Source organism: Streptomyces cyanogenus, assembly GCF_017526105.1.
Taxonomy (GTDB): Bacteria; Actinomycetota; Actinomycetes; order Streptomycetales; family Streptomycetaceae; genus Streptomyces; species Streptomyces cyanogenus.
Genome location: NZ_CP071839.1, coordinates 1377094 through 1398772, shown reverse-complemented (window position 1 = coordinate 1398772; position 21679 = coordinate 1377094). Strand labels below are relative to the sequence as shown.

At 73.7% G+C, this 21679-nt stretch carries 20 protein-coding genes and 3 pseudogenes; 7 read left to right on the top strand and 16 right to left on the bottom strand.

Annotation, left to right across the window (positions count from 1 at the left end; translation table 11 throughout):
* Positions 1–153: 153 nt before the first annotated feature.
* Entirely contained in the window at positions 154–603 is a 450-nt protein-coding gene (locus S1361_RS05920) for a MarR family winged helix-turn-helix transcriptional regulator (RefSeq protein ID WP_208030775.1), read from the bottom strand.
* A 114-nt stretch (positions 604–717) separates the two neighbouring features.
* Here S1361_RS05920 and S1361_RS05915 point away from each other — a divergent pair, with 114 nt between their 5' ends.
* Both S1361_RS05915 and mltG read left to right on the top strand, forming a co-directional pair.
* Complete coding sequence (locus tag S1361_RS05915) at positions 718–2520, top strand: ABC transporter ATP-binding protein (protein WP_208030774.1); 1803 nt, start codon at positions 718–720, stop codon at positions 2518–2520.
* 44 nt (positions 2521–2564) lie between these two features.
* A complete protein-coding gene (gene mltG / locus S1361_RS05910; RefSeq protein ID WP_208030773.1) occupies positions 2565–3458 on the top strand; it encodes an endolytic transglycosylase MltG in 894 nt (297 codons plus the stop codon).
* 12 nt (positions 3459–3470) lie between these two features.
* Here the strand turns inward: mltG and S1361_RS05905 are convergent, their stop codons facing one another.
* From S1361_RS05905 to S1361_RS40245, 5 genes and pseudogenes are all read right to left on the bottom strand, one after another.
* A complete protein-coding gene (locus tag S1361_RS05905; protein WP_208030772.1) occupies positions 3471–4547 on the bottom strand; it encodes an NAD(P)-binding domain-containing protein in 1077 nt (358 codons plus the stop codon).
* Positions 4544–5413: pseudogene (locus S1361_RS05900) on the bottom strand (ABC transporter substrate-binding protein). Before S1361_RS05900 ends, S1361_RS05905 begins: the two are co-directional and overlap by 4 nt.
* 29 nt (positions 5414–5442) lie before the next feature.
* Complete coding sequence (locus S1361_RS05895) at positions 5443–6174, bottom strand: ABC transporter ATP-binding protein (protein WP_208030771.1); 732 nt, start codon at positions 6172–6174, stop codon at positions 5443–5445.
* Positions 6147–6553: pseudogene (locus S1361_RS05890) on the bottom strand (ABC transporter permease); the annotation flags it as partial. The gene S1361_RS05895 and the pseudogene S1361_RS05890, both read right to left, overlap by 28 nt.
* Positions 6554–6722: 169 nt before the next feature.
* On the bottom strand, positions 6723–6806 hold the full coding sequence (locus S1361_RS40245; RefSeq protein ID WP_366398292.1) for a putative leader peptide: 84 nt from the start codon (positions 6804–6806) through the stop codon (positions 6723–6725).
* 121 nt (positions 6807–6927) lie between these two features.
* On the opposite strand from S1361_RS40245, the gene S1361_RS05885 reads away from it, so the two are divergent.
* The gene (locus S1361_RS05885) at positions 6928–7350 is read left to right on the top strand and encodes a secondary thiamine-phosphate synthase enzyme YjbQ (RefSeq protein WP_208030770.1); all 423 of its coding nucleotides are present in this window, start codon (positions 6928–6930) and stop codon (positions 7348–7350) included.
* A 48-nt stretch (positions 7351–7398) separates the two neighbouring features.
* Here the strand turns inward: S1361_RS05885 and S1361_RS05880 are convergent, their stop codons facing one another.
* Together S1361_RS05880 and S1361_RS05875 are read right to left on the bottom strand one after the other, a co-directional pair.
* A complete protein-coding gene (locus S1361_RS05880; protein ID WP_243769098.1) occupies positions 7399–8214 on the bottom strand; it encodes a helix-turn-helix transcriptional regulator in 816 nt (271 codons plus the stop codon).
* 271 nt (positions 8215–8485) lie between these two features.
* On the bottom strand, positions 8486–8887 hold the full coding sequence (locus S1361_RS05875) for a DUF5997 family protein (RefSeq protein WP_208030769.1): 402 nt from the start codon (positions 8885–8887) through the stop codon (positions 8486–8488).
* Positions 8888–8971: 84 nt separating this feature from the next.
* Between S1361_RS05875 and S1361_RS05870 the strand changes: the two genes are divergently transcribed.
* The gene (locus tag S1361_RS05870; RefSeq protein WP_208030768.1) at positions 8972–9757 is read left to right on the top strand and encodes a LysR family substrate-binding domain-containing protein; all 786 of its coding nucleotides are present in this window, start codon (positions 8972–8974) and stop codon (positions 9755–9757) included.
* Between the two features lie 124 nt (positions 9758–9881).
* Here the strand turns inward: S1361_RS05870 and S1361_RS05865 are convergent, their stop codons facing one another.
* From S1361_RS05865 to S1361_RS05850, 4 genes and pseudogenes are all read right to left on the bottom strand, one after another.
* Positions 9882–11414, bottom strand: coding sequence for an MFS transporter (locus S1361_RS05865; protein ID WP_208030767.1), 1533 nt, complete (start codon positions 11412–11414; stop codon positions 9882–9884).
* Positions 11415–11492: 78 nt separating this feature from the next.
* A pseudogene (locus S1361_RS39025) lies at positions 11493–11842 on the bottom strand (beta-L-arabinofuranosidase domain-containing protein); the annotation flags it as partial.
* 28 nt (positions 11843–11870) lie between these two features.
* Complete coding sequence (locus S1361_RS05855) at positions 11871–12560, bottom strand: HAD family hydrolase (RefSeq protein WP_208030765.1); 690 nt, start codon at positions 12558–12560, stop codon at positions 11871–11873.
* Positions 12561–12580: 20 nt separating this feature from the next.
* On the bottom strand, positions 12581–13057 hold the full coding sequence (locus S1361_RS05850) for an Lrp/AsnC family transcriptional regulator (protein ID WP_208030764.1): 477 nt from the start codon (positions 13055–13057) through the stop codon (positions 12581–12583).
* A gap of 231 nt (positions 13058–13288) precedes the next feature.
* Here S1361_RS05850 and S1361_RS05845 point away from each other — a divergent pair, with 231 nt between their 5' ends.
* Both S1361_RS05845 and S1361_RS05840 read left to right on the top strand, forming a co-directional pair.
* Positions 13289–14779, top strand: coding sequence for an FUSC family protein (locus tag S1361_RS05845; protein ID WP_208030763.1), 1491 nt, complete (start codon positions 13289–13291; stop codon positions 14777–14779).
* A gap of 528 nt (positions 14780–15307) precedes the next feature.
* Positions 15308–16345: a lactonase family protein gene (locus S1361_RS05840; RefSeq protein ID WP_208030762.1), complete on the top strand. Its 1038-nt coding sequence runs from the start codon at positions 15308–15310 to the stop codon at positions 16343–16345.
* Positions 16346–16446: 101 nt separating this feature from the next.
* Here S1361_RS05840 and S1361_RS05835 read toward each other — a convergent pair whose 3' ends face one another.
* From S1361_RS05835 to S1361_RS05820, 4 genes are all read right to left on the bottom strand, one after another.
* Positions 16447–17373 (bottom strand): sirohydrochlorin chelatase, encoded by a 927-nt coding sequence (locus S1361_RS05835; RefSeq protein ID WP_208030761.1) that lies wholly within the window; start codon positions 17371–17373, stop codon positions 16447–16449.
* A 170-nt stretch (positions 17374–17543) separates the two neighbouring features.
* Positions 17544–18527 carry an N-acetylglucosamine kinase gene (locus tag S1361_RS05830; RefSeq protein ID WP_208030760.1) on the bottom strand — a complete coding sequence of 328 codons (984 nt, stop codon included), beginning with the start codon at positions 18525–18527 and terminating at the stop codon, positions 17544–17546.
* The gene (locus S1361_RS05825; RefSeq protein ID WP_208030759.1) at positions 18524–19201 is read right to left on the bottom strand and encodes a uracil-DNA glycosylase; all 678 of its coding nucleotides are present in this window, start codon (positions 19199–19201) and stop codon (positions 18524–18526) included. Before S1361_RS05825 ends, S1361_RS05830 begins: the two co-directional genes overlap by 4 nt.
* Before the next feature lie 64 nt (positions 19202–19265).
* A complete protein-coding gene (locus tag S1361_RS05820; RefSeq protein WP_243769500.1) occupies positions 19266–20354 on the bottom strand; it encodes a WD40/YVTN/BNR-like repeat-containing protein in 1089 nt (362 codons plus the stop codon).
* Between the two features lie 280 nt (positions 20355–20634).
* Between S1361_RS05820 and S1361_RS05815 the strand changes: the two genes are divergently transcribed.
* Positions 20635–21222 carry an Rv1733c family protein gene (locus S1361_RS05815; protein ID WP_425086590.1) on the top strand — a complete coding sequence of 196 codons (588 nt, stop codon included), beginning with the start codon at positions 20635–20637 and terminating at the stop codon, positions 21220–21222.
* Positions 21223–21679: the final 457 nt, after the last annotated feature.

Genomic DNA, 21679 nt, shown 5'->3' with positions numbered 1-21679 from the left:
GTTCGGCCTTCCTCGCGCCGTCCCCGACCGCCGCCTCGCCGGGCGACGTCGACCGCCACCTCACCGTGAAGGAGCCGCTCCCGAGGCCGGCTGACCTTCGCCGTGCATGTGCCGTGGCCCCCGCTCCGTCTCCGGAGCGGAGGCCACGACAGTTCAGCAGCGCTGGGCAACGTCCCCGTCGATCAGTGTGTCCAGCAGGACGCCGAGCACCTGGCGCTCCTTGTCCGTGAGCGGTGCCAGGATCTCCTCGGCCGCCGAGCGCCGGGCGCCGCGCAGTTCCCGCAGGGCCGCGCGTCCCTCGTCCGTCAGCTCGATCCGGGTCACGCGCCGGTTCGCCGGATCCGGCACCCGCCGCACCTTGCCGCTCGCCTCCAGCGCGTCGACCAGCGTCGTCACCGCGCGGGGCACGACCTCCAGGCGCTCGGCCAGGTCGGCCATGCGCGGGGGCGAGGCGTAGTGCGCGAGAGTGCGCAGCAGCCGGGACTGTGCTGGGGTGATGCCCAGGTCTCGCTGTTCCAGATGGCGTTTCTGGATGCGGTGCACCCGGCGGGTCAGCCGTAGCAACTGCTCGGCGAGCAGGCCGTCCGGATCGGGGGTGGTCATGCGGGAACAATAACAGGATGCCGTTCATTGTGAGTATAGGTAACAATGAGCTACGATCCGTTCCGTCACCGTCGGCCGCCCCCTGACCGGCGCCCCTCACCCCCGTAGGAGCCCATGCACCCCGACCGTGAACCCTCCTGGACCCCACCTGCCGACGCCGGCGAACAGCCCCGGCAGGTGCGCCGCATCCTGCGGCTCTTCCGTCCCTACCGCGGGCGGCTCGCCGTCGTCGGCCTGCTCGTCGGCGCCTCCTCGCTGGTCTCGGTGGCCACGCCCTTCCTGCTGAGGGAGACGCTCGACGTCGCCATCCCGCAGGGCCGCACCGGCCTGCTGAGCCTCCTCGTGCTCGGCATGGTCCTGAGCGCCGTCCTGTCCAGTGTCTTCGGTGTACTGCAGACACTGATCTCGACCACCGTGGGCCAGCGGGTCATGCACGACCTGCGCACCGCGGTCTACGGCCGCCTCCAGCGCATGTCGCTCGCCTTCTTCACCCGCACCCGCACCGGCGAGGTGCAGTCCCGCATCGCCAACGACATCGGCGGCATGCAGGCCACCGTCACCTCCACCGCCACCTCCCTGGTGTCCAACGCCACCAGCGTGGTCGCCACCGTCGTCGCGATGATCGCCCTGGACTGGCGGCTGACCATCGTCTCCCTTCTCCTGCTGCCGGTGTTCGTGTGGATCAGCCGCCGCGTCGGCAACGAACGCAAGAAGATCACCACCCAGCGGCAGAAGCAGATGGCCGCGATGGCGGCCACGGTCACCGAGTCGCTCTCGGTCAGCGGCATCCTGCTCGGCCGCACCATGGGCCGCTCCGACTCGCTGACCGCCTCCTTCGCCGAGGAGTCCGAACGCCTGGTCGACCTGGAGGTCAGATCCAACATGGCCGGGCGCTGGCGCATGGCCGTGATCACGATCGTCATGGCCGCGATGCCCGCCGTCATCTACTGGACGGCCGGACTCGCCCTCACCTTCGGTGGCCCCGAGGTCTCGCTCGGCACCATCGTCGCCTTCGTCTCGCTCCAGCAGGGCCTCTTCCGCCCGGCCGTCAGCCTGCTCGCCACCGGCGTCCAGATCCAGACCTCCCTGGCGCTCTTCCAGCGCATCTTCGAGTACCTGGACCTGCCGATCGACATCACCGAGCGCGAGCGGCCGGCCCGCCTCGACCAGATCAAGGGCGAAGTCCGCTTCGAGAAGGTGGAGTTCCGGTACGACGACAAGGGCGGCCCCGTCCTCGACGGCGTCGACGTCACCGTGCCGGCCGGCGGCAGCCTCGCCGTCGTCGGCCCGACCGGAGCCGGCAAGTCCACGCTCGGCTATCTGGTGCCCCGGCTGTACGACGTCACCGGCGGCCGCGTCACCCTGGACGGCGTGGACGTCCGCGACCTGGACTTCGACACCCTCGCCCGCGCGGTCGGCGTCGTCTCGCAGGAGACGTACCTCTTCCACGCCTCGGTCGCCGAGAACCTGCGCTTCGCCAAGCCGGACGCCACCGACGAGGAACTGCACGCGGCGGCGAAGGCGGCGCAGATCCACGACCACATTGCCGCCCTGCCCGACGGCTACGACACGATCGTGGGCGAACGCGGCCACCGCTTCTCCGGCGGCGAGAAGCAGCGCCTGGCGATAGCCCGCACGATCCTGCGCGACCCGCCGGTCCTCATCCTGGACGAGGCGACCAGCGCGCTCGACACCCGCACGGAAGCCGCCGTCCAGGAGGCCATCGACGCGCTGTCGGCCGACCGCACGACGATCACCATCGCCCATCGCCTGTCCACCGTCCGTGGCGCCGACCAGATCGTGGTGCTGGATTCCGGACGCGTCGCCGAGCGCGGCACGCACGAGGAGCTCCTGGAGCGCGACGGCAGGTACGCGGCCCTGGTGCGCCGGGACGCGCAACTACAACCGACGAACTGAACATAATGCCGGGTTTAGCGTGATATGCGTATTACCGTGCCCGCATGCAGACGAACACTCCGCCACGGAGCACGATCCGACTGACACGCCGGGGCAGACTCGCCCTCCTCGTGACCGGCGCCGTCGTGGCCGGCACCGCCGTGGCGGTGCCGCTGCTGACGCTGGCGGACCGCGGCGCGCAGGAGAAGACCGCCACGATGGTCATCCCGGAGGGCTGGCGCGCCGGCCAGATCTACGACGCGGTCGACAAGGCCCTCGGGCTGCCCCCGGGCAGCACCCGCAAGTCCCTGGAGAAGGCCCCGCTGAGACTGCCGAACGAGGCCGCGGGCAATCCGGAGGGCTATCTCTTCCCGGCGAAGTATCCCGTCCGGAAAGGGGCGACACCCCAGTCCCTGCTGCAGCTCATGGTCGACACGGCGGGCAAGAAGTTCAACGGCGCACCCGTCGCGGCCGGGGCACAGCGCAACGCGATGAACGTCTACCAGACGGTCACCATCGCCAGCATCGTCCAGGCCGAGGCCTCGACGAAGGCGGACATGGGCAAGGTCGCCCGGGTCATCTTCAACCGGCTGAACAGCGGAATGCCGCTGCAGATGGACTCGACCATCCACTACGCGCTGAACGGCGACACCGCCCGCACCAGTCAGAGCGGCGACCGGATCGAGAGCCCGTACAACTCCTACCAGCGCATGGGCCTGCCCCCGACGCCGATCGACAACCCCGGTGAGGCCGCGATGCGCGCCGCCCTCAACCCGACGCCGGGCGACTGGCTGTACTTCGTCACGATCAAGCCCGGGGACACGCGCTTCACGGCGGACTACAACGAGCACCTGCGGAACGTGGCCGAGTACAACGCCGTCCACCAGGGTGCCGCGTCGGGCCCGCCCCAGAGCAGCAGCCCGCTGGGCACCCCCGCCCCGGAGCCGTCGGGCAGGTGAGCCGGCACGGCCTCAGGCGGCGACCGGGTCCTGCGCCAGCAGCCGCCGAATGTCCCGGACGGCAGCCCGCCCGGCCCGGTTGGCACCGACGGTGCTGGCCGAGGGGCCGTAGCCGACCAGGTGGATCCGCGGATCGGCGACCGCTCGGGTGCCCTCCACCCGGATCCCGCCGCCCGGCTCGCGCAGCCGCAGCGGGGCGAGATGGTCGAGCGCGGCCCGGAACCCGGTCGCCCACAGGATCACGTCGGCGTCGACCCGACGGCCGTCCCGCCACTCCACGCCGTCCGGGGTGATCCGGTCGAACATCGGCTGCCGGTCCAGCACCCCGTCCGCGAGGCCCTGCCGGATCGCGTCGTTCAGCGGCAGCCCGGTGACCGAGACCACGCTGCGCGGCGGCAGCCCCTGACGCACCCGGTCCTCCACCAGCGCGACGGCGGCACGGCCCGCCTCCTGGTCGAACGGCCCGTCGCGGAAGACCGGGGGCCTCCGGGTGACCCAGGTGGTCGCGGCGGCGTAGGGGGCCAGCTCCAGCAGATGCTGGGTGGCCGAGGCACCACCGCCGACGACCACGACCCGCTGCCCGGTGAACCGCTCGGGACCGGTGTACTGCGCGGTGTGCAACTGCCGCCCCCGGAAGGTCTCCTGGCCGGGGTAGCGCGGCCAGAACGGCCGGTCCCAGGTGCCGGTCGCGTTGATCAGCGCCCGCGTCGCCCAGGTGCCGTCCGACGTCTCCACGAGCAGCCGCCCTCCGCTGCCCTCGCGCACCGCCCGCACGTCCACGGGCCGCCGTACCCGCAGGTCGAAGGTGCGCTCGTACCGGTCGAAGTACTCCCGCACGACCTCGGCCGAGGGCCGAGCCGGGTCGGCGCCGGCCAGCTCCATGCCGGGCAGCGCGTGCATCCCGTGCACCTTGCCGAAGGTCAGCGAGGGCCACCGGAACTGCCAGGCGCCCCCCGGACCGGGGGAGTGGTCGAGGACCACGGCATCGCGGCCCGGCTCGAAACCGGTGCGCTGCAGGTGGTAGGCGGCGGCCAAACCGGCCTGGCCTGCGCCGATCACGACGACCTCGACCTCGTGCACTTGGTTCACGCCTCAACCAACAGTGGGCCGGGCGCGGCTCTTCCCGGCAGCTCAGCCCTTGGCCGGGGCGTCGACGGCGGCAGGCCGCCGTTGTAGCGCCGGTCGACGAAGTCGGCGAAGTCCACCTTCCCCGGGATGAGTGCTTCACGGAGGCCAGTGCCACCTCGTAGGGCAGTCCGGTGTCCTGGGACCACACCTTGGCCCACTCCTCCGGGGGGTCGTACACCCAGGCGGTGGCCCGCCGCAGCCGTACCAGGCAGTCCTTGACGGCGGCGGCCTTCTTCGGGTCCTCCAGGGCGGCGGGAGCCGCGACCTGGAAGGTGAGGGCGTTGGTGATGCCGTCACCGGTGGTGAGTACGCGCCCCTGCGCGGCCTGGAGGATCTGCGAGGTGTACGGGTCCCAGACCGCCCACGCGTCGACCTTGCCGGAGGTGAACGCGGCGAGCGCGTCGGCCGGCTGGAGGTACTCGACCCGGACGTCGGACAGGCTCAGCCCGGCCGCCCTGAGCGAGGCGACCAGCTGGTGGTGCGCGGAGGAGTCCTGTGCGACGGTGATTGGACCTGCCCTTGAGCTGCCGGGGCCTGGTCAGCTCGGAGCCGTTCGGCACCAGGACGGCGTCGCCCCTGGAGGTGCCGTGCCAGGCGGCCACGACGGTGATCCTGGAGCCGGCGCCGGCCGCGAAGACGGGCGGGGTGTTGCCGACGCCGCCGATGTCGACGGCCTTGGCGTCCACGGCCTCCAGCAGCGGCGGCCCGGAGGTGAAGGTCGACCACTTGATCTTGTAGTGCAGGTCCTTCGGCTCGCCACCGCCGCAGGCGGTGAGCAGCAGGGCGGAGGGGACGAGCAGTGCGGCGGGGGCGAGCCGTCGTCGCATGGCGGTCCCGTTCGCGTTCGGGTGGGCGTTCAGGCGGCGGCGGTGTCGACGCCGAGCCGTTCGAGCAGGCGGGCACGGAGGGCGGCGAACCGGGGGTCGGTGATCTCGCGCGGCCGGTCCAGGTCGATGCGCTGCTCGTGGGCGATCCGGCCGCCGGTCATCACCAGGACCCGGTCGGCGAGCAGCACCGCCTCCTCCACGTCGTGCGTGACCAGCAGCACCGCGCAGCCCCGGCGCTGCCACAACTCTCCGACCAGACGCTGGGCCTTGACCCGGGACAGGGCGTCGAGGGCGTCGAACGGCTCGTCGAGCAGCAGCAGTTCGGGCTCGCGCACCAGCGCGCGGGCCAGGGAGACGCGCTGGGCCTCGCCACCGGACAGGGTCTTCGGCCAGGCGTCGACGCGGTGGCCGAGGCCGACCTCGTCCAAGGCCCGCTCGGCGAGGGAGCGTTCGGGTCTGCCCGGCAGCCCCAGCAGCACGTTGCGCCACACCTTCTTCCACGGCATGAGCCGGGGTGCCTGGAAGGTGACGGCCCGGCGGCGCGGGACCAGGGCCGTGCCCGTGATGTCCCGGTCGAGGCCCGCGAGGATGCGCAGCAGGGTCGACTTGCCGCAGCCGCTGCGCCCGAGCAGGGCGACGAACTCGCCGGGCGCGATGTCGAGTCGGAGGTCGTCGATGACCGCGCGGCCGTCGAAGGAGCGGGTCAGCCCCTCGACATGCACCGCGTGCCGGGTCACCGGCCGGTGAACGTCGGTCGCCATTGCAGCAGCAGCCTTTCGAGGGAGCGGACGGTGAAGTCGGCGAGCAGGCCGAGGAAGGCGTAGACGATCAGGCAGGCCACGATCACGTCGGTCCGCAGGAAGTCCCGTGCCTGCACCGTCCGAGGTGGAGCGGGAAGGTCACGCCGAGCGTGATGATGGCGATCTCCGGGGTCTCGCCGATCCCGAACCAGATGACGAACAGCGGGATGAGACCGGCGAACGGCACCGTCCGCAGCATCTGCACCGGCGGTCCACCAGATCCTCGCCGATCCGCAACAGGCCGGAGCAGGGCGAGTCCGGTGCCGGTCACGGTGCCGAAGAGCAGTCCGAACGCTAGCTGTCGGAGCGAGGTCCCCATCACCGACGGCAGTGAACCGTCGCGGGGTGGGGCATGACTGATGCTCATGGGTGCTCCACGGGGAGGAAGCCGGGAGTGAGGAACGCGGCGTCCGGGGCCTCTATGTCATGCAGGGTTCAACAGTGGGCGAGCGTGACACAGGGACGGGCCGACAGGGCCCGCACAAGGAAAGGAGAGAGGAAGAAGGGCGTCAGCAGCCGCGGCGACAAGCGGCGGAGGCCACCCGCAGCAGGTCGATGTGACCGCGCGTGGTGAGCAGGGCTGAACACAACATGCGGCAGAACGTAGCCAGATGGAAGCGGGCTGGTCAACGGTGTCTCGCGCAGTGGACCACCCGTCTCGAAATCGGCGGCGCCGCGGGGTGTGAGAACCGGCGTATGGGTCAGGATGGGGGCATGTCCGATGCCTTCACCACACGCATGCTGCACGTCTCCACCGGTTCCCGGGAGCGCGTCGTCGATCTCACCGCCGACTGCGAGGAGTTCCTGCGGGAGGCGGCGGCCGGCCGTGACGGTCTGCTCAACATCTTCGTCCCGCACGCCACCGCCGGGATCGCCGTCATCGAGACGGGTGCCGGCAGCGACGACGACCTTCTCGCGGCCCTGCACACGCTGCTCCCCGCCGACGACCGCTGGCAGCACCGGCACGGCAGCCCAGGCCACGGCCGCGACCACGTCCTGCCCGCCATCGTCCCGCCACACGCGACCCTCCCGGTGATCGGCGGGCGCCTGGAACTGGGCACCTGGCAGTCGGTGTGTCTGGTGGACACCAACAAGGACAACCCCGACCGCCGGGTCCGGCTGAGCTTCCTGGGCTGAGCCCCTCCGAGGGTGTGTACGGCGGGCCGGGCGTCCGCCGGGCCCGGGTCAGGTACGGCGGGCCCAGGCGGCCTGCGCCGATCCGGGCGACGGCACCAGGCCGAGGCGCTGGGCGCGCAGCACCGTGCCGACGCGGTCGCGGGTGCCCAGCTTGCGGTAGATGTTCTCGACGTGCTTGTGCACCGTGCGGACCGAGATGCCGAGGCGGCGGCCGATCGCGTCGGCGGTGAGCGCGTCGGTGAGCAACAGCAGCACGGCGGTCTCCCGCGGGGTCAGCGCGCAGTCCGCCGCCCGCTCCTGCGGCGCGCCGGACGGGCCGAGCACCCGCCGCCACTCCACCAGCAGCTGCCGTTGCCGCTCGACCGCCGTCAGCAGCGGCTGGGCGCGCTCGGCCACGACCAGCTCGTCGTCGGTGAAGTCCGTACCGGCGCGGTACACGAGGCACCCGGTGATCGGCGCCGAGCTTCCCGGGAGCGGCACTCCCAGCACGTGGTCGACGTCGAGGACCTCGCGGAGCAGGCGCGCCGTCGGGCTGTGCGGCCAGGTACGGCCCGCCGCCCGGTGCGCGGTGACCGGTGTCCGGTCGGTTCCGGGCCCGTAGTGACCGGCGAAGGGGTAGCCCGCGCGCAGCAGGGCGACGTCGGCCTCCCCGAGCCGGGCCAGCTCCGCGGCTGCCCCGTCGGGCACCGTGCCGATGGTGCCGCTGCGCTCGCTCCAGTCGTCCGGCTTGTGGATGACCGTCTCACCCCCGCACACCTCGGCCAGCGTGCCGGCCAGCAGCGGCCACAGCAGCTCGGGTTCCTGTTCGTGCAGGGCCGCCACGGCGACGGCCATCATGCGCTCGTAGGCCTTCTCCAGCCGCACGGGTTCCTCTCCGGTTGCCTCGCGTACTCGTCCTCCCCGCGGGCGTACGTACTTGTACGCATACCCTCGCGGTCCCCGTCCGGCGCACACTTCAACCCGGCGACACCGGCCTGCGCGGACGCATCGCGTCCGACGGGCCGCCGGCACGGGGGAACGGCGGCCCGTCCGGTGTCGCCCTTCCGCATGCCCGCCTCCCGACCCGGCAGGTGCGCCCCACAACGGACGACGCCCCCCGGGCGGAGCCGGAGGGCGTCGGGGTGAGCGGGAAGGGTCAGCGGCGCTCGGCGTCGCTCTCCTTCGGCTCCCGCTTCAGGTTCTTCAGGCGCGCGGCCTCCTTGCGGACCTCGGCCTGGGTGGCGCGCTCCTTCTCCAGCCACTCGGGCTGCTCCTGCTTGAGCGCCTCGATCTGCTCGGTGGTCAGCGCCTCGGTGACCCCGCCCCGGGCCAGGCCCGCGATGGAGACGCCCAGCTTGGCGGCCACCACCGGACGCGGATGAGGGCCGTTGCGCCGCAGCTCGCGCAGCCACTCCGGCGGGTTGGCCTGCAGCTCGTTCAGCTCGGCGCGCGAGACCACGCCCTCCTGGAAGGAGGCGGGGGTGGCGGGGAGGTACACACCCAGCTTCTTCGCCGCGGTCGCGGGCTTCATCGTCTGGGTGCTCTGCTGCGACTTCATGACGTCAAGGGTATCGGCCGTGGACGGGAGGACCGACCACGGCCGGTGGCCGGGGCCGCCCCCGCAGGCCGGTAATCTGGCCTGATGACAGGCTCGGAGGATGCACCCTCGTTCCGGCTCGCGTACGTTCCCGGGGTGACGCCCGCCAAGTGGGTGAAGACCTGGAACGAGCGCCTGCCCGACATCCCGCTCACCCTCGTCCAGGTCCCGGCCGCCCAGGCGTCCGAGGTGCTGCGCGCGGGCGAGGCGGACGCGGGTCTCGTCCGGCTGCCGGTCGACCGCACGTTCCTCAGCGCGATCCCGCTGTACACCGAGACCTCGGTGGTCGTCGTCCCGAAGGACCACCTGATCACGGCCGCGGACGAGGTGTCCCTGGCCGATCTCGCCGACGACGTGCTCTTCCACCCCCTGGACGACGTCTTCGACTGGGACGCCCCGCCGGGCGAACCGGCCTTCGAGCGGCCCGCCACCACCGCGGACGCCGTCGAACTGGTGGCGGCGAACGTCGGCCTGCTGATCGTCCCGCAGTCCCTGGCCCGCCTCCACCACCGCCGGGACCTCACCTACCGTCCGGTCGTCGACGCGCCCCAATCGAGCGTCGCCCTGTCCTGGCCGGAGGAGGCCACCACCGACCTGGTGGAGGACTTCATCGGCATCGTCCGCGGCCGCACGGTCAACAGCACCAGGGGCCGTACGGCGGCGAAACCGGCCGACGCCGAGCGCAAGCGCTCCGACCAGGGCGGCAGCCGGCAGACGGCTGGAGCGAAGGCGCCGGGCAGGTCGTCCGGGAAGCCGGCGGGCCGCACGGCACGCGCCCGCACCGGCGGCGGCAAGCCGGCCAAGCGGGGCAAGCCGCGCCGGAGGTCGTGAGCCCGGCCTCTCGCATGCGGGGCTGCATCGCCCCCCTGGCCTCTTGGGTTCGGTGCTGCACCCCCTCCCTGGTGCCGGCCTCTCAGACGCGGTGAGGCACCCCCTCGCTGGTGCCGCTGGTCTCTCAGGTGCCGGGCTGCACCGCCTCCCCCGCGCCGCCCTCTGCCGGACCGCGCCCGACCGTCTCCCCGGCGCCGCTCTGTCCTGGACCCCGCCCGACCGTCTCCGCGGCCGGTTCGGGCCGCACCTGCCGTTCCCGCAGGTCGGCGACCGCCAGCACGAGGGCGAGCACGATGATGCCCACGGCGGAGAGCAGCCCGAGCTGCATCGCCGTGTCGGTGCGGCCGTGATTGGCGAGGTGCGCGAAGTACACCGAGCCCACCACCGCGATCCCGGCCGCCGAGCCCACCCGCTGGCCCGTCTGGAGCACGCCCCCGGCCGCGCCCGCACGGTGCACGGGGACCCGGGTCAGGGTGAGGGTGGTGTTCGGGGACACCGTCAGACCGGAGCCGATGCCTCCCACGAGCAGTGGCAGCGCCGACGCCCAGCCCAGGTTCCGCCCGGGCACCAGCTCCACCGCCACCATCACCCCGAGCAGCCCCAGGGCCACCCCGCCCAGCCCGAGGACGACCAGCTTGCGGCCGAACCGCACCACCAGCCGGCCCCCGGCGGCGGCGCCGACCGCCGAGGCCGCCGCGAAGGGCAGGACGGTGAGACCCGAGGCCAGCGCGCTGTACCCGACACCGTTCTGCAGATACAGGGCGTACAGGAAGAAGACGGTGGTGAAGCCCGCGAAGTAGGTGAGGCTGATCAGGGCGCCGAGCGTGAAGGAGCGCAGGGAGAACAACCCCAGGTCCACCAGCGGAGCGCGCCCGCGCAGCCCCTGCCGTTTCTCCCACGCCCAGAACCCGCCCAGCAGCACCAGGGCCACCGGCAGCAGCGCCCACTTCTCCCGGCCGGTCCACTGCTGCTCCTGCACCAGGGGCAGCATGAGCGCGAGCACGCCCGAGCCGAGGAGCAGCACCCCGAACAGGTCGAACTCCTCGTGCTTCCCGGTCGCCGGGTAGCGGGGCAGCAGCCGGAGCCCCGCGGCGAAGGCGGCCACCCCGATCGGCAGATTGACGAAGAACACCCAGCGCCAGCCGTCGTCGGTGCCGACGGCGTCGATCAGCAGGCCGCCCGCGAGCGGGCCCGCCGCCGTCGACACCCCGATGACCGTGCCGAGCACGCCGAACGCCTTGGCCCGCTCGGAGCCCTGGAACATCTGCTGGATCAGCCCGGAGGTCTGGGGCGCGACCATGCCCGCCGCCGTTCCCTGGATCAGCCGGAACACCACCAGCCAGGAGGGGCTGGCCGCGAGCCCGCACGCCAGCGAGGCCACCGTGAACAGGGCGAGCCCGATCAGGAAGGCCTGGCGCCGGCCGCGCATGTCGCCCAGCCGGCCCGCCGGGACCAGCGCGAGTCCGAACGTGAGGGCGTACCCGGAGACCACCCAGGACTGGGTCGCCTCCGAGGCGCCCAGTCCGCGCTCCAGCGAGGGCAGTGCCACGTTCACGATCGAGGTGTCGAGAAGCGAGATGAAGCCCGCTGCCAGACAGACCCCGAGCGCCTTCCACCGCCGCTCGTCGGGTGCGGGACGTGCCGGGACTGTAGTCATGGGGTCACGCTATGCAGTCACGGCCCGCAGCGCACGGTGAAGCACCGCGCCGGACCTCCGGTTCGGTGCCGCCCGCCCTCACGCCACGTAGGACGCCGTCCGGGCCGTGCGCGCCACGGCGTCGCCGTCCGCACGTGGCAGCCGCCCTTCGGCCACCCAGGTGTCGGCGACCTTCGCCACGTGGATCACCAGCGCCCCCTTGCTCCGGAAGGGTGCCCCCGCCCACACCGCGTCGAGCAGCGTGGTCCCGTCGGGGCGGACGGGGTTGGCGACCCCGGAGTCGAGACCGCCGAACACCACCCGGGGTCCGCTCCGGCGGACGTACGCGTGGGTCGGGTCCTCGGTGCCTCCCAGGAAGGGGCGGACTCCGTGCCGTTCACGGTGTAGTGCAGCGAGGAGCCGGGGACCGGGGTCAGAGACGGCAGCATCAACGGTACCGGCGGGTCAGGGAGTTGTTCAGCGGGCCGTGTCCCGCAGCCAGGCATACGCCGACTCCGCCGTGAACTCGGCCTGACCGCCCCGCAGCAGCAGGGACGCGGTGGCGAAGTCGGGGGCGTCCGCCTGGGCGGCGACGTAGGGGACCGCGATGCAGCGCATGCCGGCCGCGTGGGCGGCGGCCGCGCCGGGGGCCGCGTCCTCCACCACCACGCAGTCGGCCGGGTCGGCGCCGAGCCGGCGGGCTGCCTCAAGGAAGACGTCGGGGGCGGGCTTGCCGTGCGGCACCTCGTCGGTCGAGACCACCGTGCGCAGGTGGCCGGCCAGACCGGTGCCCGCCAGGATCGCCTCGATGGCCTCGGGGGAGGAGCCCGAGGCCACCGCCATCGGCACGTCCGCGGCCGCCAGCAGCTCCACGAACGCCCGCATCTGTGGGTACGCGGGCGTGTGTCTGCGGGCCAGGTCCAGATAGCGGCGGTTCGTCGCGGCCAGCAGCTCCGCCGCCGGGGCGCGCAGGCCGTATCGCTCCCGCCAGAGCGCCACCGTCTCCCGGGTGCTGATGCCGACGTAGCTCTCGTGGTCCGCCCAGCTGAAGCCGGGGACGCCGTGCTCGGCCAGGGTCTGCTGGCTCGCCTCGTAGTAGTTCGGCTCGCTGTCCACCAACGTGCCGTCGAGATCGAAGATGACCGAGAGGACGCCAAGATCGCTCATGGCGTCCAGGATGCCAAGCGTCAGGCGCCGGCCGCCCGGCCGACCGACTCCACCAGGGGCAGCAGCCGGTACGGGACGCGCTCGCGCAGCGCCACCTCGGTGCGGGTGCGCACCACGCCCGGCAGGCTGATCAGCTTCTGGATCACGTCCTCCAGGTGCGCGTTGTCCCGGCCCACCACCCGCGCGAGCAGATCCCCGCCCCCGGTGATCGAGAAGGCCTCCACGATCTCCGGTACGGCGGCGAGCGCGTCCCCCACGTCGTCCAGATGGCCCTGGGTCACCTCGATGTGCACGAACGCCAGCACCGGATGGCCCAGCGCGGCGGGGGAGAGGGAGGGGCCCGTGCCGGTGATCACGCCGTCCCGTTCCATCCGGTCCAGCCGGGCCTGGAGCGTGCCGCGCGCGACGCCGAGGATGCGGGCGTACTCGCGCACGCTGGTGCGCGGCTGCTCCAGGAGCAGCCGCAGGATGCGGGTGTCCAGTGCGTCCACGGCCATGATGGACGACTGTACCAATGGCTCAGCGTCCCTGGACCGACCTGTGCCGCCCGACCTGGTCCGTTGGCATTCCGACGGGTGTGACGGCCCGACGCGGGCTGTGCCAATGGATCAGTGATCCGGGGCCCACTTGAGCCAGTGACCTCGGTGATGCTCTCATGGGGGTGTCGATGGCGCTGCGGATTCCCGCGGCGCCTTTTCTGTGCCGGCGTTTCCCAGGGGAGGGCAGTAGTGCTGAAGAGGGTGTTCGTGGCTCCGGACCCGGGGCGGGCGCGGTTGCGTTTCGCCACGCGGGCCGTCCTCGGCATCGGCCTCGCGGTCGTGGTCTGCGGACTCGCCGGACACTCCCTGGCCGGTGCGGTCACCGGCGGCCTCGCCGCGCTGCTCGCCCTGTTCACCGTCGCCGACCCGACCGTGCGCGGGCAGGCGGTCACCACCGCCCTGCTGCCCGTCGTGGGCCTGCCGGTGCTGGCCGCCGCGGCCGAGCTGCACGACACGCCCGTGGCCCGCGACCTGACCTTCCTGGCCGTCGTCGGCGCCGGCGTCTATGCCCGCCGGTGGGGTCCGCGCGGGCACAGCCTCGGCGTGTTCGCCTTCATGACCTTCTTCGTGGCCCAGTTCCTGCACGCCACGCCGGGGCAGTTGCCCGAGCTGTACGCCGCCGTGCTGCTCTCCGTGCTCACCGCGGCCGTCGTGCGGTTCGGCGTGTGGTGCTACGAGCGCCGGCTGCCCCCGGCCGCCGTACCCGCCCCGCCCGCCGGGACCGGGCTGGCCCGGGTGACCACCCGGCAGGCCGTCCAGGCGACCGCGGGCGCCGGTTTCGCGCTCGTCGTCGGGCAGCTGGTGTCGGGGCAGCGCTGGTACTGGGCCGTCGGCGCCACCTGGTGGATCTTCGTCAACACCACCTCGCGCGGCGAGACGCTGGTCCGCGGCTTCCGCCGGGTCCTGGGCACGGTGATCGGCATCGGCCTGGGCTTCCTCGTCGCCGTCCCCGTGCACGGCGCGCCCGTCCCGACGGCCGTCCTCGTCGCGGCCGCCGTCTTCGGCATCTTCTACACGGCAGCCGTCTCCTACACCTGGATGATGCTCTGCGTCACCCTGCTCGCCGAGCTGCTCTACGGCCTTCTCGGCGTCCTCGGCCCCGGGCTGCTGGCACTGCGCCTCGCCGAGACCGGTGTCGGTGCGCTCGGCGCCGCCCTCGCCGTCCTGTTCGTGCTGCCGGTCACGACGCACGCCACCACCGACGCCTGGATCCAGCGGGCCCTGCGCTGCGTGCACGCCTGCACGGCCGAGGCCGCCGCCCGCCTGGCCGGTTCCGCCACCGCCGACCCCGCACCGCGCGTGGCCGAACTGGAGCAGCTGCTCGGCCGGGTCCGGCTGTCGGTGGCCCCGCTGGTGCACCCGCTGAACCCGATGCCGACGCGCAAGGCGCGGGCCCGCCGGGTCCTGGCGCTGCTCGACGACTGTGCCCGCGAGATCCGGGGCCTGGTCGCGGTCGCCGCCGACCCCGAGGCCTCCCACGACGCCCGCCTCGCCGCCGCCTGCTGGCGGGTGGAAGCCGCCGTCGAGGCCCTCACCGCCGGCCGCGCCGACGCCCTGCCCCACCCCGCCGAACCGCCCGCCGAAGGCGCCCTCGCCCACCTGCACGGCCTGGAGCGGGCCCTGGCCGACCTCGCCGAGCCCCTGCGAACCCCTACCGGCTCCCGACCGGTCGGCGCCTGATCGGTCGCGGCGGCGGGGGAGGGTGCGTGGGGAACGGTTGTGTCGCCGTGTACCGCTCCGCCCTGCTGGAGGCGTTGTCGGCCTGCCTGCCGGGTCGGCGCCTGATCGTCCCGGTGGTGGGGAGGGTGCGTGGGGAACGGTTGTGTTGCCGTGTACCGCTCCGCCCTGCTGGAGGCGTTGGCGGCCTGCCTGCCGGGTCGGCGCCTGATCGTCCCGGTGGTGGGGGAGGGTGCGTGGGGAACGGTTGTGTTGCCGTGTATCGCTCCGCCCTGCTGGAGGCGTTGGCGGCCTGCCTGTCGGGTCGGCGCCTGATCGTCCCGGTGGTGGGGGAGGGTGCGCGGGGAACGGCTGTGTGGCCGCGTATGACCCCGCCCTGTCGAAGGTGCCGTCGCCCACTTGCCGGTTCGTCGGTCGCGGTGGCGTGGGAGGCTCCGCACGGATCGTCACTCTTTTGGTCTAGACCGGTACTGATCGACTGCTACCGTCGGCCCCGCAGCGGCTCGACGGCTCGACCGAGAGGGGACAGCGGTGGCACACGACGGCAGGACGGGCAGACGCCGGGCGTTCATCGGATCGTTCACGGCGGCGGGCGGCCCCGGACTGGTGACCGCGGAGGTCACCCCGGACACCGGGGCCCTCACCCTCGTCTCCGCTGTGCAGGACCTGCCCGACCCCTCCTACCTGGCCCTCTCCCCGGACGGACGCACGCTGTACGCGGTCAGCGAGACCGCGGAAGGCGCTGTCGCCGCCTACCGGGTCACCGGCGACCAGCCGGAACCCGTCGGCGCACCCGTGCCCGTGGACGGCAGCAGCCCCACGCACCTCGGCCTGTACGCCGGGCACGTGCTCACCGCCAACTACGGCTGCGGCAGCGTCACCGCAGTCCCGCTGCGCCCGGACGGCGCCCTCGCCGGCGCCCCCTCCGGACGGCTCCAGCACACCGGCTCCGGACCGCACGACCGGCGCCAGCGCGGCCCGCACGCCCACCAGGTGCAGCCCGACCCCAGCGGCCGATGGGCGGTCAGCGTCGATCTGGGGACGGACTCGGTGCGGGTGTGCACCCTCAGGGACGGCACCCCCGCCGTGCACCGCGAGATCGCCCTGCGCCCCGGCTCCGGCCCGCGCCACCTGGCCTTCCACCCCGACGGCGAGCACGCCTACGTGGTCAACGAGCTGACCCCCACGGTCACCGTGTGCCGCTGGGACGCCCCCGACGGCTCGCTCAAGCCGCTCACCGAGGTCCCCGTGCTGCCCGGCGCACCCGCCGGCGACGCCTACCCCTCGGGCATCGTGGTCTCGCCCGACGGACGCTTCGTGTGGACCGCGACCCGCGGTGAGGACGTCCTGTCGGTGCTCAGCGTCCAGGAGGGCGGTCTCCGGCTGATCGGAACCGTGCCCTGCGGCGGGCACTGGCCGCGCGACCTGGCCGGGCACAACGGCTTCCTCTACGCGGCCAACGAGCGCTCCGGCGACGTCACCTGGTTCGCCGTGGACGAGACGACCGGCACCCCGCGCTACGACGGCTCCCTGCGGGTCCCCGCGGCCTCCTGCGTCGTCTTCGGCTGAACACCCGGGGCGCCGGCCGATGTGCGCGCCCGGACAAGGCGAAGGGCCCGCTCCGGGACGGGAGCGGGCCCTGTGTCGTACGGATGCCGAATGCCGGGGCGTCAGCGGACCGGGGCGCCCTGCGGCTGCTGCGGGGCGATGCCCAGCGCCGTCGTGTACTTGGCCAGCGCGAGCTTGCCGATCGCCGGGTACGCGCCGAGCGCCTCGGAGGTGGAGCAGCCCGCCTCCTCGGCCGCGGCGGCCAGCAGCGCCGGGTCGATCTCCGGGCCGATCAGGTACGGCGCCAGGGCCAGCTGCTGCGAGCCCGAGGAACGCAGCTGCTCGGCCACGGAGGCGATGGAACCCTCCTGGTCCAGGGCCGCCGCCATCACCGGCACGGCCAGGCGCGCGGCGAGCAGCATGCCGGTGATCCCGGCCGCCTGCGCGGCCTCCTCACCGCCCACCGAGGCCAGGACGATGCCGTCGGCGGCGGTGGCCACGGTGAACAGCCGGGCGCGGTCGGCGCGGGCCAGGCCCGCCTCGGACAGCCGCACGTGCAGCGCCTCGGCGAGCAGCGGGTGCGGGCCGAGGACATCGGTCAGCTCGGCGGCGACCCGGCTGTCCATCACGGACTGACGGATCTGCCGCAGCAGCGCGCTGTCCGGACCGGCCAGCAGCGGGACGACGACGGCGACCGGGCCGTCGGGCTCCTTGATCCCCTCGACCCCGGCGGCGACGGCCTGCTCGTAACGCGCGGTGCGCTCCTCCGCGGCCCGCGCCAGCACGGAACGCAGCGTCGGGAACTCGGTGTCGTCCCCGTCCAGGTACCCGATCCGGGCGTCGAGGCCGGGCAGCTCGGAGCGGGCGATGCTCACGACCTCCTCGGCAAGGCTGCGCGTGGTGGTGCTGGGCACACCGGGCACCGCGAGGACGAGCGCGGGCGCGCCCTCGGGAGCCACCAGCGGTTCCGGGCGGCGGTGCCGTCCGGGCTGGCGGGGTCGCGGCATTCGTACGGGCAGGCCGGACTCGGGTCCAGTGGGGGAGCTCATGGCGCCGAATGTTACTGGCTTCTTCCCATCCGCCGTTCGGGGAGGGTACAGGTGAGCGGTATCCGTCCGGTTTTGTCTGATGAGTTACGCGTGGTTGGCACATGCATCGGGGCATGAACCGGGCGCATGGGCGGGGACTGGGACGGAACCCCCCGGTCTGGGGGGGCAGGTCACGTTGCGCCGACACCCGGGGTGCGGCGCACGTACAGCATCGCCCGGTCACCCGGCAGGGCGAGCCGCCCCGCGGCCAAGTCCGTCGCGATCCGCACCGAACCGTGCAGCGGATCCCCCTCGGCCGGCACCTGCCGGGCATGCGGCAGCCTGCGTGCCAGCTCCTCGCGCAGGGGTGTGAGGAGCTGGTCGCCCATCTTGAACAGGCCGCCGGTGAGCGCCACTTCGGGTGTGCCGTCCGCCGGGCACACGGCGGCGGCGGAGTCGGCCATGTGCCGGGCCGCCGCGCGCAGGATGTCCGCGGCGACCGGGTCCTGCGCGGCGCACGCGGCCACCCGGGGCGCGAAGGAGGCCAGTACGGCAGCCCGGTCGGTACGCGGGTACAGCAGGCCGGGCAGCCCGCGCACCGGGCCGAACTGCTCCTCCGCGCCGGCCAGCAGCGGTGCGGAGCCGCCGGCGCGGCCGTCGTGGGCGCGCAGCGCCGCCTCCAGACCGGCCCGCCCGATCCAGGCTCCGCTGCCGCAGTCGCCCAGCAGATGCCCCCAGCCGTCGGCCCGCCGCCAGCCCGTCAGATCCGTGCCCACCGCGATCAGTCCGGTGCCCGCGGCGAGGACCGCACCCGGGCGCGGACCGAGGGCGCCGACGTACGCGGTGACGGCGTCGGCCGCCAGCGCCACGGTCCGCACGCCCAGCTCCCGGGCGAGCGCGCCCGGCAGTTCGGCGCGCAGGGCGTCGCCCAGGGTGGCGAACCCGGCGGCGCCGACGACGGCCGTGCCCAGCTCGCCCACGCCCGCCTCGGCGGCCAGCGCGCGGGCCACGGGCACGAGTTGGTCCATCAGGTGGGCGGGGTCGATGCCCCGGGCATTCGTGCGGACCGGGTCCCGGGTCTCCCGCCGAGCCGAGGGCTCCCGCCCGGGCACACCGACGGCGACCCGGAGGCCGGAACCACCGGAGTCCACGGCGAGGTACCCGGCGGGGGTCACGGCAGACGCCAGTCCACCGGCTGCCCGCCCTGCTGCATCAGCAGGTCGTTGGCCCGGCTGAACGGCCGTGAGCCGAAGAAACCGCGGTCGGCCGACATGGGCGAGGGGTGCGCGGACTCCACCGCCGGCAGCCGGCCCAGCAGCGGGCGCAGATTGCGGGCGTCCCGGCCCCACAGGATGGACACCAGCGGCTTGCCGCGCGCCGCCAGCGCCCGGATCGCCTGCTCGGTGACCTCCTCCCAGCCCTTGCCACGGTGTGCGCCCGGGCTGCGCGGCGCGGTGGTGAGGGCCCTGTTGAGCAGCAGCACGCCCTGCTCCGTCCACGGCGTGAGGTCCCCGGTGGACGGCTGCGGCAGCCCCAGGTCGCTGGTCAGCTCCCGGAAGATGTTGATCAGGCTGGGCGGCAGCGGGCGGACCTCGGGCGCCACGGAGAACGAGAGTCCCACCGCGTGCCCCGGGGTCGGATACGGGTCCTGACCCACGATCAGGACCCGTACCTCGTCGAAGGGTTGCTGGAACGCCCGCAGGACGTTCGGCCCGGCCGGGAGGTACGTGCGTCCCGCGGCGATCTCCGCGCGCAGGAAGTCGCCCATCTCGGCGATCCGTCCGGCGACGGGTTCCAGGGCCTTCGCCCAGCCCGGCTCGACGATTTCATGCAAGGGTCGTGGTGCCACGGGCGTCACCCTACTGCCGGATACCCGCCGGCGATCAACCGATGGCCCTCGCCCGTGCGCGCGGTCAGCCGACCACCGCCGCCCGCACGCACAGCACGTCCGGCAGGTGCGCGGCCAGCTGCTGCCAGCTGTCGCCGTCGTCGGCCGAGGCGAACACCTCGCCGTTGCGGTTGCCGAAGTACACCCCGGCCGGATCGCCGTCGTCCGTGCACAGCGCGTCCCGCAGGACCGTGCCGTAGTGGTCCTCCTCGGGCAGTCCCTTGGACAGCGGCTCCCAGGTGCGGCCCGCGTCCGCCGTGCGGAAGACCCGGCAGCGGTGCCCGGCGGGCACCCGGTCCGCGTCGGCGTTGATCGGGAAGACGTACGCCGTGCCGCCCCGGCGCGGGTGCGTGGCCACGGCGAAGCCGAACGTCGACGGAAGTCCTTCGCCGATGTCGGTCCAGTGCGCGCCCGCGTCGTCGCTGCGGTACACACCCCAGTGGTTCTGCAGGTACAGCCGGTCCGGGTCGGCCGCGTCTCTGGCGACCTTGTGCACGCACTGGCCGAACTCCGGGTCGGGGTCCGGCAGGAACACCGCGGACACACCGGAGTTGGACGGTGCCCAGCTCGCCCCGCCGTCGGCCGTGCGGAACACCCCGGCCGCGGAGACGGCCACCGTCACGGCCCGCGGATCGCGCGCGTCGGTGAGCACCGTGTGCAGGCCCTCACCGCCCCCGCCGGGCACCCACCGCGAGCGGGTCGGGTGCTCCCACAGCGGCCGGACCAGCTCGAAGCTCTCGCCGCGGTCCGCCGAGCGGTACAGCGCGGCCGGTTCCGTGCCCGCGTACACCACCTCCGGCTCGGCGGCGGACGGGTGCAGCTGCCAGACGCGCTCCAGCGAGGCACCGGTGTCCTTCGGGAACTTCACGGCGGCCCGGGACGGTTCCGTCCACGTACGGCCGAGGTCGTCGGAGTGGAACACCGACGGGCCCCAGTGCGCGCTGTCGCCGCCCGCCAGCAGCCGGGGCCGGGCGCCCCGGGTGTCGATCGCGACCGAGTAGACGGCCTGGGCGTTGAAGTACGGACTCCCGTCGAACTCCCAGGGGCCGCCGCCTCGCCGCCGCGCGATGAAGAGGCCTTTGCGGGTGCCCACCGCCAGCAGTACCTCGGTCATGCCGATCACCTCCGGGACGCCGTTGTCCGGGTAGTCGTTCAGATATCGGCCAGTCTGCACCCCACCACTGACACTCCTCCCAGGAGTCGGCGTTCGCACAGGTCAGCGCCTGTGTCGCGGGATCGTGGCGAGGATCGGCCGGTTCCGTTCCGGCATGCGCCTGCGCGGGAGGGGGGTCCCGTGCGACCGTCGGGGAGACGGCTCGTCGTGAGCAACGGAGCGATCTCTCCCGTATGGGAGGGCGGTCCGGCCGGTCGGTGCGCTCGTGAGGAGGATGCCTTTGAAGGCGTTCCGTGGTCCGAAGGTGTGGCTGTGGCGCTGGCGGCGCAACCCGCTCAAACGCCGGGCCGACGTGGTGGAGGCCTGGGTGGTGCTCGGTGCCTGTCTGCTGACCGTGCTGGCCGGGGTGCTGGCCGGCCTCGCGGCGGCCGGCTCGGTGGAGGACGGGCTCGCCCGGGAGCGGGCCGCCTGGCGGCCCGCGGTGGCCCGGGTGGTGGCGCAGGTGCCGGGGTCGTCCTCCGCGCACAGCCACAAGGCCTCCCCGGGTGAACGGATCTGGACCGAGGTCCGCTGGACGGTGCCCGACGGCTCGGCGCACACCGGCCAGGTCCGGGTGGAACCCGGCAGCAAGCCCGGTACGCCGGTCACCGTGTGGACCGACCCGCAGGGGCACCTCGTCTCCCGCCCCACCACCGCCTCCGAGGCCGCCTTCCGGGCCACCCTGACAGGCCTCCTGGTCGGTGTGAGCGCCGCGGCCGTCCCCTTCGTCGCCGGCCTGGCCGTACGGACCCGCCTCGAACGCCGCCGCATGGACGCCTGGGACACCGAGTGGTCCCGCCTGGGCCCCCAGTGGGGACGCATGGTCTGACCCCGGGCCCCGCCGGGAGCCGTCGCGGCCCGGGGCGGTGGCGGTCCCGGCCGGGAGGCGTCGGCCCCGCCTACGCCCCGCGGGCAGCCTTGAGCCGCCTACGCCCCCGTGTGCCGCCTGGCCGGGCTACGACCCCTCGGGCAGCCCCTGGCCCGCACCAGGCCTCCGGGCCCGCCAGGCCCCGCGGGCAGCCCTTGACCCGCCTACGCCCCTGTGGACAGCCCGGCCCGGCTTCCGCTGGCGCCCCTTGTGCCGCCCAGGCCTCCGTGGCAGTCCTCGCCCGCCAGGCCCCGCGGGCAGCCCCTGACCCGCCTACCCATGAACCCCCGCCGGCCCCCCCGCAGGCGCCCCTTGGCCCGCCCAGGCCTCCGCGGCAGTCCCCGCCCAGGCCCCCGCGGGCAGCGCCTGAACCGCCTACGCCCCCGTGGACAGCCGCAGTCCACCAGCCCCGCGGGTA